The sequence below is a fragment of the Sphingobium sp. LMA1-1-1.1 genome, from assembly GCF_040676365.1.
Lineage (GTDB): Bacteria > Pseudomonadota > Alphaproteobacteria > Sphingomonadales > Sphingomonadaceae > Sphingobium.
In genome coordinates this window covers 327,604-342,378 of sequence record NZ_JBEGHS010000012.1, presented here as the reverse complement: position 1 = coordinate 342,378, position 14,775 = coordinate 327,604, and the positions used below count along the sequence as shown (strand labels likewise).

Annotated in this window: 15 protein-coding genes; 7 read left to right on the top strand and 8 right to left on the bottom strand. The window is 60.4% G+C overall.

What is annotated here, in order from left to right; all coding sequences use genetic code 11:
- Window positions 1-88 precede the first annotated feature (88 nt).
- Genes MRBLMA1_RS09030 through MRBLMA1_RS09015 form a run of 4 tightly spaced genes read right to left on the bottom strand, consistent with a single transcriptional unit; the run spans window position 89 to window position 2,457 of the window.
- Window positions 89-697 (bottom strand): glutathione S-transferase family protein, encoded by a 609-nt coding sequence (locus tag MRBLMA1_RS09030; RefSeq protein ID WP_363736233.1) that lies wholly within the window; start codon window positions 695-697, stop codon window positions 89-91.
- A gap of 58 nt (window positions 698-755) precedes the next feature.
- On the bottom strand, window positions 756-1,184 hold the full coding sequence (locus MRBLMA1_RS09025; protein ID WP_363736231.1) for a VOC family protein: 429 nt from the start codon (window positions 1,182-1,184) through the stop codon (window positions 756-758).
- 22 nt (window positions 1,185-1,206) lie between these two features.
- Window positions 1,207-1,650 (bottom strand): SRPBCC family protein, encoded by a 444-nt coding sequence (locus tag MRBLMA1_RS09020; protein ID WP_363736229.1) that lies wholly within the window; start codon window positions 1,648-1,650, stop codon window positions 1,207-1,209.
- A 15-nt stretch (window positions 1,651-1,665) separates the two neighbouring features.
- Window positions 1,666-2,457, bottom strand: a complete 792-nt coding sequence (locus tag MRBLMA1_RS09015) for a TetR/AcrR family transcriptional regulator (RefSeq protein ID WP_363736228.1) — start codon at window positions 2,455-2,457, stop codon at window positions 1,666-1,668.
- A 409-nt stretch (window positions 2,458-2,866) separates the two neighbouring features.
- Between MRBLMA1_RS09015 and MRBLMA1_RS09010 the strand changes: the two genes are divergently transcribed.
- The 4 genes from MRBLMA1_RS09010 to MRBLMA1_RS08995 all read left to right on the top strand — a co-directional run bounded on the left by MRBLMA1_RS09010 (window position 2,867) and on the right by MRBLMA1_RS08995 (window position 7,728).
- Complete coding sequence (locus MRBLMA1_RS09010) at window positions 2,867-3,472, top strand: hypothetical protein (protein WP_363736226.1); 606 nt, start codon at window positions 2,867-2,869, stop codon at window positions 3,470-3,472.
- Window positions 3,473-3,679: 207 nt separating this feature from the next.
- A complete protein-coding gene (locus tag MRBLMA1_RS09005; protein ID WP_363736225.1) occupies window positions 3,680-3,865 on the top strand; it encodes a hypothetical protein in 186 nt (61 codons plus the stop codon).
- A 317-nt stretch (window positions 3,866-4,182) separates the two neighbouring features.
- Window positions 4,183-6,537 (top strand): TonB-dependent receptor, encoded by a 2,355-nt coding sequence (locus tag MRBLMA1_RS09000; RefSeq protein ID WP_363736223.1) that lies wholly within the window; start codon window positions 4,183-4,185, stop codon window positions 6,535-6,537.
- A gap of 105 nt (window positions 6,538-6,642) precedes the next feature.
- A complete protein-coding gene (locus MRBLMA1_RS08995) occupies window positions 6,643-7,728 on the top strand; it encodes a phosphotransferase family protein (protein ID WP_363736222.1) in 1,086 nt (361 codons plus the stop codon).
- Window positions 7,729-7,763: 35 nt separating this feature from the next.
- Here MRBLMA1_RS08995 and MRBLMA1_RS08990 read toward each other — a convergent pair whose 3' ends face one another.
- The 3 genes from MRBLMA1_RS08990 to MRBLMA1_RS08980 form a co-directional block, all read right to left on the bottom strand.
- Window positions 7,764-8,255 carry a VOC family protein gene (locus MRBLMA1_RS08990; protein WP_363736221.1) on the bottom strand — a complete coding sequence of 164 codons (492 nt, stop codon included), beginning with the start codon at window positions 8,253-8,255 and terminating at the stop codon, window positions 7,764-7,766.
- Between the two features lie 136 nt (window positions 8,256-8,391).
- On the bottom strand, window positions 8,392-10,029 hold the full coding sequence (locus MRBLMA1_RS08985) for an AMP-binding protein (RefSeq protein ID WP_363736220.1): 1,638 nt from the start codon (window positions 10,027-10,029) through the stop codon (window positions 8,392-8,394).
- Window positions 10,026-10,454: a carboxymuconolactone decarboxylase family protein gene (locus MRBLMA1_RS08980; RefSeq protein ID WP_363736219.1), complete on the bottom strand. Its 429-nt coding sequence runs from the start codon at window positions 10,452-10,454 to the stop codon at window positions 10,026-10,028. Before MRBLMA1_RS08980 ends, MRBLMA1_RS08985 begins: the two co-directional genes overlap by 4 nt.
- A gap of 266 nt (window positions 10,455-10,720) precedes the next feature.
- Here MRBLMA1_RS08980 and MRBLMA1_RS08975 point away from each other — a divergent pair, with 266 nt between their 5' ends.
- The gene (locus tag MRBLMA1_RS08975; protein WP_363736218.1) at window positions 10,721-11,947 is read left to right on the top strand and encodes an amidohydrolase family protein; all 1,227 of its coding nucleotides are present in this window, start codon (window positions 10,721-10,723) and stop codon (window positions 11,945-11,947) included.
- Window positions 11,948-11,982: 35 nt separating this feature from the next.
- Here MRBLMA1_RS08975 and MRBLMA1_RS08970 read toward each other — a convergent pair whose 3' ends face one another.
- On the bottom strand, window positions 11,983-12,756 hold the full coding sequence (locus tag MRBLMA1_RS08970) for an IclR family transcriptional regulator (protein ID WP_363736216.1): 774 nt from the start codon (window positions 12,754-12,756) through the stop codon (window positions 11,983-11,985).
- A gap of 156 nt (window positions 12,757-12,912) precedes the next feature.
- Here MRBLMA1_RS08970 and MRBLMA1_RS08965 point away from each other — a divergent pair, with 156 nt between their 5' ends.
- Together MRBLMA1_RS08965 and MRBLMA1_RS08960 are read left to right on the top strand one after the other, a co-directional pair.
- Window positions 12,913-13,755, top strand: a complete 843-nt coding sequence (locus MRBLMA1_RS08965) for an IclR family transcriptional regulator (RefSeq protein ID WP_363736214.1) — start codon at window positions 12,913-12,915, stop codon at window positions 13,753-13,755.
- A 20-nt stretch (window positions 13,756-13,775) separates the two neighbouring features.
- The gene (locus MRBLMA1_RS08960) at window positions 13,776-14,720 is read left to right on the top strand and encodes an MDR family NADPH-dependent oxidoreductase (RefSeq protein WP_363736212.1); all 945 of its coding nucleotides are present in this window, start codon (window positions 13,776-13,778) and stop codon (window positions 14,718-14,720) included.
- The last annotated feature ends 55 nt before the right edge of the window (window positions 14,721-14,775 follow it).

Sequence of the window (14,775 nt, the reverse complement as noted above, 5' to 3'; positions counted from 1 at the left end):
GAGCGATATGGTCCCTCCACACGGTATCTGAGGACGTCGGCATTAGCGCCAAAACTGGATATTCCCGGTTGGAGGCCATCCGTGACTATCATTGCGGCTGCTGGAAGACTGCCATTTGCGCCGCCAACGCCGCCTTGAAAGCAGGCCGCGCCGTGCCGCGTTTGACATAAGCCGCAAGGTTCGGATGCGCCGCAAGCAAGTCTGGCTCCGGCACATTTCGTAGCACGTCGACCATCAGCAAATCGCCGATCGTAAAACGATCCTCCAGCCAGTCGCGGTCGCCCAGCGCCGCTGCAAGCTGTGCCAGCCTCATCACCGGCAACGGTCGAACTGCCGCCTTAGCTTCCTCCTGCCACGGTTTTGCGTCTGCGAAAAAGCGCAGAAGCGTCAGCGTACCTAGAAACGGTTCGATGCTGTTGAGCGCCGCAAACGCCCAACCGATCGCCCGCGCGCGCCCGGCAGGATCGCGTGGCAGCAACCGTTCGTCCTTTTCGCCGATCCAGATCAGAATTGCCCCTGATTCAAACAGGGTCAAACCATCTTCACGGTAGGCCGGCACTTGGCCGAACGGTTGATCGGCAAGGTGTTCCGGCGACTTCTCTGTCCCTGCGCCGCCGACCAGCCGGACGCGATAGGGCAGGCCAATTTCCTCCAGCGCCCACCGCACGCGCAGATCCTTGACGCGGCCCTGCGCCATTTCGGGCACCCAGTCATAGGCAGTGACTTCGATGGCGGCATGCGGATCGACGGGCATGTCAGGCCGACCCGGTCTGCATTGCATCGGGCGCTGCTGCCATGTCCATCCACATCACTTCCCAGATATGACCATCGGGATCCTCAAAGCTGCGGCCGAACATGAAGCCGAAATCCTGTGTCGGCGTCGGGTCGCCTTTCCCGCCCGCAGCCATCGCCTTGTCGACATAGGCATCCACCTCGTCCTTGCTGTCGGCGGATAGACACAGGAGCACCTGCGCACTTGCATGCGCATCCACAATCGGTTTTGACGTGAATTGCCGCCATTTGTCGTGGGTCAGCAGCATGACATGGATCGCGTCGCTAACCACCATGCAAGCGGCAGTCTCGTCGGTAAATTGCGGATTGTTGGCGGCACCAATGGCTGCGTAAAACGCCATTGACCTTTTCAGGTCGGTGACTGGCAGATTGATGAAAATCAGTTTGGACATGGCTTCTTTCCTCTAAACCCAATCACTGATTGATTTCAGGGGTGACGAGGCGCGAAAGCTTGTCGAGCGAGTCCTGCCAGCCCAAGTAGCACATTTCTGTGGGAATGACGTCGGGAATGCCAGCCTGTTCGATGCTCAACTCGGTTCCGCACGATACCGGCTTGAAGTCGACAGTCACGACGATCTCGCCGGGCAGGTTCGGATCGTCGAACCGGTCAGTATAGCGCAGTCGTTCTCCGGGAACGAATTCCAGATATTCGCCGCCGAAACTATGTGAGCCGCCAGTCGTGAAATTCGTGAACGCCATACGAAAGCTTCCGCCTTCGCGCGCATCGAAATGTTCGACTTCGGCGGTGAAGCCGTAGGGAGGCAGCCACGCCGCCAGCGCTTGGGCATCGGTAAAGGCACGGAAAAGCTTCTCGGGTTTGACTGGCAGGACGCGGTGAAGATGGACGGTTCCGGGCATGTTATGCACTCCTTTTCAGTTCGGCTTGGGGACGCCGCACAGCATGGCGACATAAGCTTTGAGATGCGCGACGCTGGTGCGGGTATGCGCCGGGTCGCCGCTCGCTTTCGACAGGATGAAACCTCCCTGCAGGACGGCCTGGAAATGGAGCGCCAGGTCAATCGGCTCGACATCCTGCACGTTGTGGGCTGCAAATGCGGCGGCGATATCGGGGACCAAGCTTTGCGAGTGCCCGAAAATGCTCGCTTTGCACGCATTGCGAATGGCAGGGCTGGTCCCGTGCACCTCCTGCACCATCGTGCCCACCAGACAGGTGAATCCGGCAATCTCGTCCGACACGAGGTCGCGCCGGAAATCCAGGTAGGCAAACACGCGGTCGAGAGGGTCGGCGGGAAGGTGATAGGGTGCGTCGGCAAACAAGGCGGATGTCGTTTCCGCCCAGTTATTTGCGGCAGCCACGCCAAGCGCTTCTTTCGACTCGAAATGGTGAAAGAATGCACCCTTGGTCACGCCCGCTGCCGCACACAAATCGTCGACGCTTGTCGCCGTAAAGCCCTTCTCGCGGACCAGCTTGGTGGCAGCGTCAAGCAGGCGCGTCCGGGCGTTGGGCTTGTTTGGGACGGAAGGAATTCGACTCGACATGGACACTACATACCGACCGGTTGGTATGTAGTCAAATGCGGGATTTAGCCGGTGGAGCGCTTTCATCGATGCGCGCGGCGGTCCCATTGTTGGCCAGTCCATGCTGGTGAACGGCAAGGCTTGGTCCGAATGGATCAGCATTCGCTGCTTCGGTTGCGCCGCCATGCCACGATGTGAGGCGCCTGCAGCACCCACGTCGGTAGTCTCTCTGCATCGACCAACCGACCACGCAGCGGGGATAGAGACCGATCACGACGGCCAGATAGCAAAGTCGTGCCTGCCGTCCGCTTCAAAGCGTCCCACCGGCGGGTTCTGTCAGAAGCTGACGTTCATGGTGGCAGACAGGAACGGCCGGGCTTGGCCGTCTCCTTCCTGAGATGTCGAGTGCCGGTAAGCCTATGACGGTGGAGCGACGGCGGTGCAGTAAAGCAAAGCTTTCCAGCTCTGAGGGGCTGCTGGGGTACGTTTACGCGATCCCAACTTTGGCGGCTCTGGCTGGCCCATTCTTGAAAAGGCTGGCTGGCAGGGTTATGGACAAAATAGATAAGTTTGCTATATTGGACAAAAAGACGATATGGCCCAGCCGCAGATTACCACCCGCCAGGACGCCCGCGATGCCGTGGCGCACTTTCTTGACGCCTTGAGCGGTTCAACCCTGCTCAAATTGGCGAACATGCTCCAGCGTTCAAGTCCCGATCCCGAGCGTCTGGCGCGCAAGGTTCTGGAAGCGGCTAGCGATTTTACGGCAACGCGCAAGCTGGCGGACGGTGGCCTCGGCAAGCTCGTCAGCGAAGCGCAAGGGCAGTCCAGGCTCGACGCCGTCACGGTTGAGGATGATCTCAGCCACCGACTGGCAACCGAAACGCTCGGGGCAGGGGAGATGGCAATCGCGCTGGGGGTCGCTCGGGCCTCGCTGGATAATTGGCGGCGTGCGCACAAGATCCTCGCTCTGCGCAAGGGCGTTCGCAACTATGTCTATCCCACGCGGCAGTTCGATCGACGCGCGCCGGTCGAGGGGCTTGACCGTGTTCGTGTGCATTTCAGCGATGATGAAACGGCCTGGGACTGGCTCGTGACCCCCAACCCCTATACCGACGGTGCAGCGCCCTTGGATCGTTTGCGCAGAGGCAAGATCGAGGAAGTGGTTCGCGCGGCGGAAGGCGCGCTGGACTATCAGTGAAGCTCGATCTGCGGCGTATCGAAGCGCGTATCCGAGCATATCCAAGATGGTCAAAAAGATAAAAAGTGGGAGATTTTATCTCAGGTTCAATGGATAAGTAATTGCAATATAATTGTTATTCCACGGGAATCGAACCCGTGTTTCCGCCGTGCCCGATGCACGCATGGGCGGAGACAATCCGGACAACTGCTATCGGCCTGGCGGGCAATGGCGGTCGCTATCGGATTGCCGGACAAGGTACAGGGCGGGGGACCAGTCCACTGGCTCGACATCGTGCCATTGGATCAGGTTGATGCGCATCTGCCCGATGATATTGCCCGGCTGAGCCGGGAAGAACGTCTCGCGCAGATCGATGCGCGTCGCCGCGCCTGGTCTCGCAGGATCAGTATTTGATCAAAAACATCCTCATGTCCGGAAAAAAGCATCCGGTTTAAACGTTGATGCAACATTTGGCCGAAAAAATATGGATTATATAATCATCTGAAAATAAAGCCGGAAAAAATGGCGCTGGAACTGTGTCCTGAAAACAACGGACGACTTAAATCATCTTCCCTATTCCAGCGTATATGCAAGATCGCGTATCTGATGATCCATAACATCCGCCAATCAAGGGTTTGGCCGAGCGGGAAATGGCGCTAGCTGGCGTTCATCCGTTCGCCGGCTTCAGAGCAAAGCTATAGGCCGGTTCCATCAGTCCCTGAGAGGATGCAATGACCTATCGACGCTATCTTGCCGCGACTTGCGCGGTTTTGTTCGTTTCCGCACCCGCCTTTGCTCAGGATGCCGCGTCGCCGCAGACCGACGGCGTGTCGACCGGCGACATTGTGGTCACCGCGCGCCGCCGCGACGAGGCGCTGCAGGATGTTCCGATCTCTGTCTCGGCCATTTCGGGCGAGCAGCTTTCGCGGTCGGGCGTGACCGACGTTCAGGGCCTGCAATACCGCACCCCTTCGCTCTCGATCACCAGTGCGCAGAGCCAGCGCAACACCATTGCCTTTTCGCTGCGCGGCCAGCGGACGCAGGAAACGCAGCTCTTCACCGATCCGCCGGTCGGCACCTATTTCGCCGAAGTGGTGCAGCCGCGCCCCTACGGCTTTGGCAACAGCCTGTATGACCTTGAATCGGTCCAGGTTCTGAAGGGTGTGCAGGGCACGCTGTTCGGCCGCAACATGACCGGCGGCGCGGTGCTGGTCGAGCCTGCTCATCCGAAGCTGGGCGAGTTCGCGGGCGAAGTTCGTGGCCAATATGGCAATTACGACATGCACGATATCTACGGGATGGTGAACGTTCCGGTCGGCGATTCCGTTGCCCTGCGCGTTTCGGGGAAGACCCGCGAGCGTGACGGCTGGGCGCACGACATAGGCAGCGGACTGCGTCTCGATAACCAGAATTACGACACCTTCCGCGTGTCGGCGCTCGTGTCGCCGGGCAATGGCATTGAATCGCTGACCGTGTTCGATTGGTTCAAGTCGCGCGAAAACGGCACCGCGTCCTTCCTGACCTCCATCAGCTATCCCTCGGCTCTCAGCAGATATGCCAACCTGGCCGATATTCCGGGACAGTTCGCCGAAGCGCAGCGGCTTTTCCGCACGCATCGCTACACGCTCAATTCCGGTTCGGGCGACGGCAGCAATCTCGACGTGTTCGGGTTGCCGCGTGAAAGCATCAAGAATTGGGGAATCACGAACAAGACGACCTGGGAACTATCTGATAACCTGACGCTGAAGAATATCTTTGGCTACCGCAAGCAGCGTCGGGATATCGTGCAGGATTATGACGGAATCCCGGCGTTCCTGATTGCACCCTATCAATATTCGCGCTCACGCAATATTTCGGAAGAATTGCAGCTCCAGGCGAAGATGTTCGATAACCGGCTCGACCTGATCGCCGGCGGCTATTATTTCGAGGAAAAGGGTATTGACGGCTCGCTCGCCAACACCTTGCCTCAGCTGAATATCGCCGGGGCAGGCCTCAATCCCGCGACGACCGACGCGTCGCTCTTCGTCACCAGCAATCCGGGTGAAGGCTATGCACGAACCGCGGCCGCCTTTGTCGCGGGCACCTTCAAGGTCACGGATCAGGTCAGCCTGTCGGGCGGCCTTCGCTACAATTACGACAAGCGGAAAATCACCGTGTCGCCGTCGCAGCCCAACTATCCCAATGCGGACGGTACCTTCGGCCGTTGTACTTTCAACCCGGTCGTCCCGGCGGGTTATGAGACCACCGTCCGGCAGACCGGGCCGTGCGCCTTCACCAACAGCAAGTCGTTCAAGGAATGGACCTACGACGCGACCCTGCAATATGAACCTACGCCGGAAGTGACGACCTATGCGTCTTATCGTCATGGTTTCCGGGCGGGTGGCTTTTCGACTCGGGCAACCGGTGTGGTCACGCTGGCACCCTTCCTCCCCGAATTCGTCGACGAATATGAAGTCGGCCTGAAGACCAATCATCGGTTGGGTGGCGGTCGCCTGACCACCAGCACGGCGCTGTTCCGTCAGGATGGCAGCGATGTGCAGAAACAGCGCGCCACTTTCGTCGACGGCAATGTCTTCACCATCGTCGACAATACCGCCAAGCAGCGCAATGTCGGTGGCGAGTTCGAGGCGAACTTCAGCACCGACACCTTCTCGCTCGCGGCCTTCTATTCCTACACGAAGGTCAAGATCCGGGCAGGCCGCGTCGTGCTGGCCAATGGTCTGACCGAGTTCGAGCAGCGCGGCGTTCCCAAGCATCAGCTGGGTGCCACGGCGACGATTTCGCCGCCCATCAGCGAAGATGTCGGCCAGCTCAACTTCATCATGAACTACACGTGGCGCAGCAAGATCTATCTTGACGATTTCGAGATCCAGGGCGTTCAGCCAGCCTATTCGCTGATCAACCTGCGTGCCGAACTCAACAATGTCGGCGGGTCAGGCGCTTCGGTCGCCGCCTTCGTCAACAATGCGCTAAACGAAACCTATCGCATCGGCGTGCTGGGTCTCATCGCCGAAGGGTTGGGCTTCCAGAACAGCGTCTACGGTGAGCCGCGCACCTATGGCATCGAGGTGGGCTTCAAATTCTGATCCTGGATCAGGGTGAAAGCATCAAGGGGGCGCAGAGTTCTGCGCCCCCTTTTTCTTGCGCGTTGCTGTCTGGCATTCTGCGCCAAAAGGACCACGGAGAGATTCATGAATAAGGCTTATCCTGCTGACGCATTGCCGCTGCCGTTGACGCCCGAGCAGATCAACAGCGCGTGGCTGACCCGCGCTCTGCGACAGCGACTGCCCGGCGTGTCGGTGAGCGACTCGCAGATAGTCGATATCATCCTGGGGACCTCGACCAAGATCCGTGTCCGGCTGACTGTGGAGGGGGAGGGCGCCGAACAGATCGGCGAAACCCTGATCGTCAAAGGAGGCTTTGAGGAGCACAGTCCGAAGATGGCGGCGATGTACGCCAATGAAACGCGCTTCTACGCCGATATTCAGCCCTTGATCCCCATGCCTTCGCCACGTGCCTATTTTGCCGGAACGGACCCGAATTCGCACCAGTCGATCGTCATCATGGAGGATCTGAAGCGGCCCGGCGTCGATTTCTGCGATGCGCTGCGCCCGCACAGCTTCGATCAGATTGCGCGCCGCATGGAAACCATGGCCGCCTATCATGCAGCGACCTGGGCTTCACCCCATTTCCAGACGGGCGGCCGCTGGGCCGACATCGCCAGCCGGTTCGACGGCTGGGGACTGGACTATATGCGCCGTTATCTCGTTCCCGATATCTGGGCGCATTATATGGCCTCGCCGCGGGGCGCGGCGGTGTCCACGCGGCTGCACGACCGGGTCTGGATGGAACGCGCGCTGATGACCATCGGTGACATTCAGCGCGCCCAACCCCGCTGCCTCATTCATGGCGACACGCATCTGGGCAATCTGTACATATTGGAGGATGGCACGCCCGGCTATTTCGACGCACAGGTGGCGCAGACCGCCTGGCACCATGAGGTCTCCTACCACATCGTCTGTGCCGCCGACCTTGCCGATCGGGCGGAATGGGAAGGCGAGTTGCTGCGCATCTATCTCGACGCGCTGGCGCGGGAAGGTGGCCCGGTTCTGGATTGGGACGAAGCATGGCTGGATTACAGGCGTTCCATCGTCTGGGGCCTGTTCATTTTCCTCACCAATGAGGTGAGGTTCCAGACGGAGGCCGTCAACACGGCCTATGCCGCCCGCTTCGGACAGGCCGCACTCGACCATGACCTCCGCGAGCTATTGCCATAGGAAACGCTGTCTCGCGGCCCTTCGGGCGGCATTGATCAGATGCTTGCCTCTTGCGCGATGAACTGGTCGATCGTGGCGTTCAGCCGGTCGACCAGCGCGCGATCCGACAGTTCCACAAAATAGCCGAGTTGTTCCACGGTATCGAGGTGGATCACTGCCGGATCGCCATTGGGCATCCTTGCGCCCCAGCTTTCGAATACGCATTCGACGCCATCGGGCCGCTGCGAAAGATCATCGACTGCATAGCCGAGGTGGAAAATGCCTTCGCCCCGTGTTTCCAGCCATTCTCTGGCATTGCCTTGACCGATGACCGGCTCGATCATCTCCAGATAGACATCGCCCCATCTGGTGAAGGCGTTCCTGTTGGCAAAGCGGCCGCGCCAGTCGCGATAACGGCCCTCATAATCGGTATCGAGCCGCCAGAAAGGGTCGAGCCCCAGGAGATTGCGGTAACGCGCCATGCCTGCGTCGATATCGCGAACCACCACGCCGATTTGATAAAAGTCGCCCCGGAATTCCATCGCCATCCTCTCATCTGCCTTTCCGGCGTTAGACCTGTCGCGGGGGTCGTTCAGCCTTCAGCTCTCGCGGCCTGCCGCTCTGGATTCCTTGTTTTCCGCGATTTCTTAACCAGCGATCGGTGTCGATCGCTTGGAAATCGCTCTAAGCGTCGGCCTGGGCCTTGATCCGATCACGCAACAGGAATTTCTGGATCTTTCCCAAGGGCGTGCGCGGAAAATCATCCATCAGGAACAGATGGCGCGGCACCTTGTAATTCGCCATCTGCTCGCGACTCCATGCCGTCAACTCCGCCAGCGTCAGCGCTTCGCCATCCTTCAGGATGACGCAGGCGGCGCAGACTTCGCCCATGCGATCATCGGGCCAGCCGATTATACATACATCGGCAATGGCGGGATGTTTGCGCAGGATATTCTCGACCTCCGCCGGATAAGCGTTGAAACCGCCGACGATGACGACATCCTTGAGACGATCGAGGATGCGCAGCGTGCCATCCTGCGCAATGCATCCTACATCGCCGCTGTGAAGCCAGCCGTCTGCGTCGATCGTGGCTGCGGTCTGCTCCGGCTCCTCGAAATAGCCCTGCATCACCACCGGACCACGGATCAGCAGTTCGCCGCTCTCGCCCGCGGGCAGCGGATTGCCCTGCGCATCGATGATCCGCAGCTCCACGCCGGGCAGCGGCTTGCCGACCGTCCGCGCGATCGTTTCAAAGCTGGCATCGGGATAGTTGACGGTGGCGAGCGCCGTGCACTCGGTCTGGCCGAAGCTGGTCAGGAACAGGTCGAACCCGAATATTTCCCTTCCGGCGCGGATCAGGTCGACAGGAACATTGGAAGCGCCAGTGTGCCCAACCCGCAGCGAGGAAATGTCGAACACGCCGAAACGGGGATGGTCCATCAGCGAGAGGAAAATCGTCGGCGGGCCCATCAACACGCTGATCCTTTCGCGTTCGATCAGCGAGAGCAGCGCCTCGGCGTCGAACGTGGACAGCGGATAGACGGTGATGCCCGCCACTAGCGCGGAAATCCAGCCCGACCTGTAGCCGAAACTGTGGAAGAAGGGATTGACGATGGCCATGCGATCGCCGGCCCGCAGGTCATTGGATTCGTTCCAGATGGCCGGCACCCACAATGCCTGGCCATGATTGTGCATCGCGCCCTTGGGCTGTCCGGTGGTGCCGCTGGTGAAAAGAATATCAGCGATCGTTTCCGGCGTCACGGCCGCAATATGTGCGGCAAGTTCCGCCTCATCGGCCTGCGTGCGCCGGAACATGTCGAAACCAGGTCCGTCCAGTGCCACGATATGGCTGAGCGCCGGCAGATCGCGCACCGGCCCGGCCGATCCCGGGCCTCCCCCCGCCTGGATCAGCATGGCGGCATAGTCATTGCCCAGAAACCCCGTCACGGTGAACAGGATCCTGGCCCGCGTCTTGGCCAATATGTAGAGCGCCTCGCCACCCTTGAAGCGAGTGTTGATGGGCACCATGATGGCGCCGATGCTCTCCGCCGCCGCCGCCGCGATCATCCACTCCGCGCTGTTGGGCGCCCAGATCGCGACCCTGTCGCCATAAGCAACGCCATGGGCGATCAACGCACGGGCAAGATCATCGACCCGTTCCTTGAATTGCGCAAAGCTGATCCGTGTGCCGTCCTCCCCGACGATGAAGGGCGTGTCGCCATAACGTGCGGCGACATGCGCGATGACCTTCGGTAATGTGTGGCCAAGCGTCTTCGGCAGGTCGGAAAAATGTGGATTGGTCAAGGCTGTCGCGCCGATCACAGCAACCCCTTTTCCTCAGCCGTCCTGACGTCGGGAGAGACGCCGGCTTCGCGCATGGCTTCGATGACCGCCGTCGTGGCGGAGGCGATGCACGGGAAGCCGACATAGGGGGTGAGTTGCACCAGCAGCCCTTCCAGCTCCTGCGGGGTCAACCCGTTGGCGATGCCGATCTTCACATGGTTTTTCAGTTCCAGCGACTGTCGCATGGCAATAAGGGCGGATATGACGGCCATGCTCTTTTCCTTGGGAGCAATGCCCTGATGCCGCCAGGCGTCATGAAAAGCCCAGCTTGCCGCCATGCGCGGGATGGCCGAGCCAAAGCCATCGGCGGTGCATGCGTCGCGAAAGGCATTGCCGAACCCTTCGCCCATGATGCCGCTGATGAAGTCGACGCCCGATTTCTGCTTCTCGTCCAACTCAGCCATCCGATGTCTCCATGCATTATGATTGTCTGGCCTATGGGCGGCGGCGTGCCCACGTCAACAATGCCGCTGCCGCTATGGCTAGGTAGCATATAGTGATCGGTCATCTGATGGTGCCGGTGCTCCATCGCCTATGTGATGGCAGGTCCGGGTCGATATTCGCGCCATCCGCTCAAGCCTATATAGGTTTGGACACTGGATGCCCGACTTTCATGGCGCATGGCCCAGACAATATCGAAATGACGTCACGACCTTGGGGAAGGAAGATTATGTCTGCACAAATCAAGGCGACGGAAACTTCGCCTGTTTATTCCGGTCCGATCTTTGATGCCGACACGCATTTCTGGGAAACGGATGAAGCCTGGACGAAATATCTGCCCCAGGACGCTGCCGAACGCTATGGCGTAACGTTCAAGACAGGATCGGACGGCGACTTCGCCATGTATGTGGGGCCGCGCAAGGTGGAAATCAGCGCCGACCATCTTTTTGAGGATGGCCGTGTCCCCGCGCCCGGCAAATTGCACGAATGGCTGCGCGCCATGAAGGAGGGCAAGGCCGAGATCGACATGCACGTGCCCAAGAGCGCGGACATGATGGAACCCGAAGCGCGGGTGAAACTGCTCGACGCCTGGGACGTGCGTTCATCCATTCTCTTTGTCGGCAACATGATCACGGCCATCAGTTTCCTTGATGATCCGCGTTACGCTTATCCCGTGTTGAATGCCTATAATGGCTGGATGTACGACCAGTGGAAGTATAATTACAACGACCGCATCTTCTCATGCCCCATCATGACGCTCGACAATGTCGAGGAGGCCTGCAAGGCGCTGAAGGATGTGGTCGCGAAGGGCGCAAAGCTCATCCTGATGCCGATGGGCCCCTATAACGGCAAGGCGCCCGCGCATCCCGACCATGATCCCTTCTGGGCGATCGCCAATGAAGCAGGTATACGGGTCGTCTTCCATGTGTCCGAGGCTATTTACCTGAAGGATCATATGGCGTTGTGGGGGGAGGGCATGCAGCAATCGCGCATCCGCCAGTCCGCTTTCGTATGGATGCACGGCTATTCGGAACGGCCGGTGATCGAGACGCTGTCGAGCTTCATCTTCTGGAATTTCTTCGAACGCTTTCCCAATGTGAGGCTGCTGTCGGCTGAAAATGGCGCCGAATGGGTGCCGTCCATGCTGGTGAAGATGGACAAGTGCCGGGGCATTGCGAAGAACGGCTATTGGCCCGCCGGGCAGTTGAAGGATCGGCCCAGCAACATCTTTGCCCGCCATGTTTCCGTCGTCGCCTATCCGGAGGATGACCTGAAATCCATCATCGATCAGGTCGGCAACGCCGATTGGGTCTTGATGGGATCGGACTATCCGCATGCAGAGGGCGTGGAGGAACCGCGGCTGTTCGCGGAGGAAGCGTGCAAGGATCTGTCGGCCACCGATGTGCGCAAGGTTATGTATGAAAACGGCATGCGCTTCATGGGGCTGCCTGTCTGAAGCTTGTCTTCGGTCGACAAGCTATCCGCCGCGCGTCAGCTTCCCGCTGAAGCGCGGCGGCCCGCCTCCACCGTGGCGCTCAGAAGCCGGTCGAAATTCTGCTTCATCCTGGCGAGCGGAGCGGCCAGTATCAAGGCGCCGAGCATATCCCCATCGGGGCCCATGACCGGCACCGCCAGTGCCGCAGTGTCGCTCAACATTTCCCCGAAACTGGCGCAATAGCCCTGCCTGCGAATTTCCGCCAGGCTGACGCGAATGGCGTCGGGATCAGTTCGAGTGCTGTCGGTCAGTTGCCGAAGATGGGCGCGGGCCAGATAGTCCTCTACCTGCTCCGGACCGGCAAAGGCCATGAGGACGCGGCCGGCGGCGCTCGCGTACAGGGGCGCGCGCAGCCCAGCCTGCATGGCATAGCGCACCGGTTGCGGGCTGTTGCTCGCTTCGGTGTAGATGGCCTGCCCGATTTCCCAATCGGCGATGGCGAATCCCACCGATTCGCGCGTTTCGGCAGCGAGTTGCTTGACGAGGGACCGGACCAGTTCGGGCGCTGACCAGTGGCGCACGATCCGGCTCGCGAAATGATAGGCCGCCGGCCCCAAACGGTAGCGCCCTTCCTGGCAGGACAGATAATGCATGTCGCACAGGCCCCGCAGCGTATCGATGAAGGTGCTTTTGGGTACCGTCATGACCGCGCTGAGCTCGGCCAGGCTCATTCCATCCTGCTTCCCGGCCAGCAATACCAGCAGATCGAGCACACGCGTGATCGCCTTCGGTCCCCGCGCACGGGTCTCCTCGACTTTGGCCTCTTGCATCTTCCCCGCCCGTCCCCTGTTTTCTGCTCAGCCTGCATAGTCATTCGAAAAATCGAACGCAATTCGAAAAATCGTTGGACATTATATTTGTGATGCGATACGAAAATCCGTGCAGCAGATGCAATTTCATGCATCCGCGGGAGGAGAGGAAAGCCAATGGCCACCAGCGCATCCCGGACCATTAAATCCGCGCATCGAGTGCTGGAGATCCTGGAATATTTCGATCAGGATCGCCGCGTCGCCACCGTCATGGAAATGTCGCGCACGCTGAACTATCCGCAATCCAGCACATCCGAACTGCTCCGCTGCCTGACGCGGCTGGGCTATCTCCACTATAACCGCGTACGCCGGACATACAGCCCGACCGCGCGAGTCGCCCTGCTGGGCGCCTGGGTGAAACCCTCGCTGTTCCGGGGCGGGCCGGTGCTGTCCGCGATTGACGAGATCGCCAAGCTGACCGGCGAGACGGTGCTTTTGTCCACCAGCTCCAACTATGTGCTGCAGCATCTGCACGTCATCCACGGCAATAATGAAGATGCGCTGGACGCCCATGCCGGTGACCAGCTCTCCATCTTGCACAGCACCCAGGGCCGTCTGCTGCTTTCGAGCTATCGCAACGAGGGGATCCGTTCGGCGGTCCATCGCCTGAACGCGGAGGAGGCCGACCTGTCGCGCCACGTCCGTGTGGCGGAGCTGCTGTCCGAATTTGCCGTGCTGCGCGAGAAGGGCTGGACCATAGAGCAGGATCGCGACGGCGTTGGCTGCGTCGCCGTGTTGCTGCCCTTTGGCCGGAACATGGATCGCCTGACCGTCAGCGTCATCGCCCAGCCGGCAGTGATTGCCGCGCGTGGCCAGGAAATGTTGGACCTGCTGCTCAGCCGCAAGGAGAGCATTGCCGAACTGCATCTGGAGGAAGATGGCCAGGAGCAGGACAACAGCAACGTCGTGAAGATGCCGGAGACGATAAAGATCGCCAGCTACCGCCGCCATTTCGCCTGATTGCGCTGTCCGGGTTCTGCATGAACCGTGCGGTGCTGCCCGGCGGAACGGGTGAAATTCGGCTTGCGGATGCACCATTGCCACCAGCACCGCGCAAGGACGAAGTGCTGGTGCGCATGCTCTATGCGCCTGTCAACCCGGCTGACCTGTTGGCGATCGATGGTCGATATTCCTTCGATCTGCCTCAAGATCAACCGCTGGGGGCTGAAGGCGTGGGGCTGGTGGAAAGCGTGGGCGAGGCCGTTGCCGATCTCCGCCCGGGCGAATTGGTGATGCCGCTTGAGCGAGGCAATTGGTGCGCGATGCGCCTTCTGCCTCGCCGTCATCTCGTGGCGCTGCCGGGCATTGACCCGGTACAGGCGGCCATGTTGCGCATCAATCCGCCCACCGCGCATCTGCTGTTGCGCCATGCGGGCGCGCGTCCGGGCGAGGCGCTTATTCAAAATGGCGCAGGGTCGGTCGTCGCGCATTGGGTTCGCGCCTTCGCCGCCCGCATGGACATCAAGGTGATCGATGTCGTGCACAGGCCGCATCCGGCGACACCCCATGCGTTGTTGGACGGCGATCATCTGGCGGAGCGTGCGCGGGCTGCATCCGACGGTCGGCCGATCCGCGCCGCCCTGGACTGCGTGGCGGGCGCGGCAACCGGCCGGCTTGCAAGCTGCCTCGCGCCCGGTGGCCGGCTGCTGCTGTTCGGCCATCTTTCCGGCGACCCGATACAGGTGCGGTCGCAAGTGTTGACCGGCGGCGGCCTCTCGATCGCGGGTTTCAGCCTTCGCCCCGCTGAAGCGGCACTGGGGGCTGCTGGCGTGCACGCGATGTTCAAGGAACTGGCCGCACTTCATGCCGCCGATCCGCCCGCCTTGCCGGTGCGCGCCATCATTCCGCTTTCCCGCGCCGATGAAGGGATCGCGCTCGCGCGGGCGGGAGGGAGCGGGCGGATACTGTTCGATCTGGCGCAATGATATCGGGCATGTGAAGCCCTTGGCGTCGCCGTTGACTTGGAAGGCCGATGCCTGC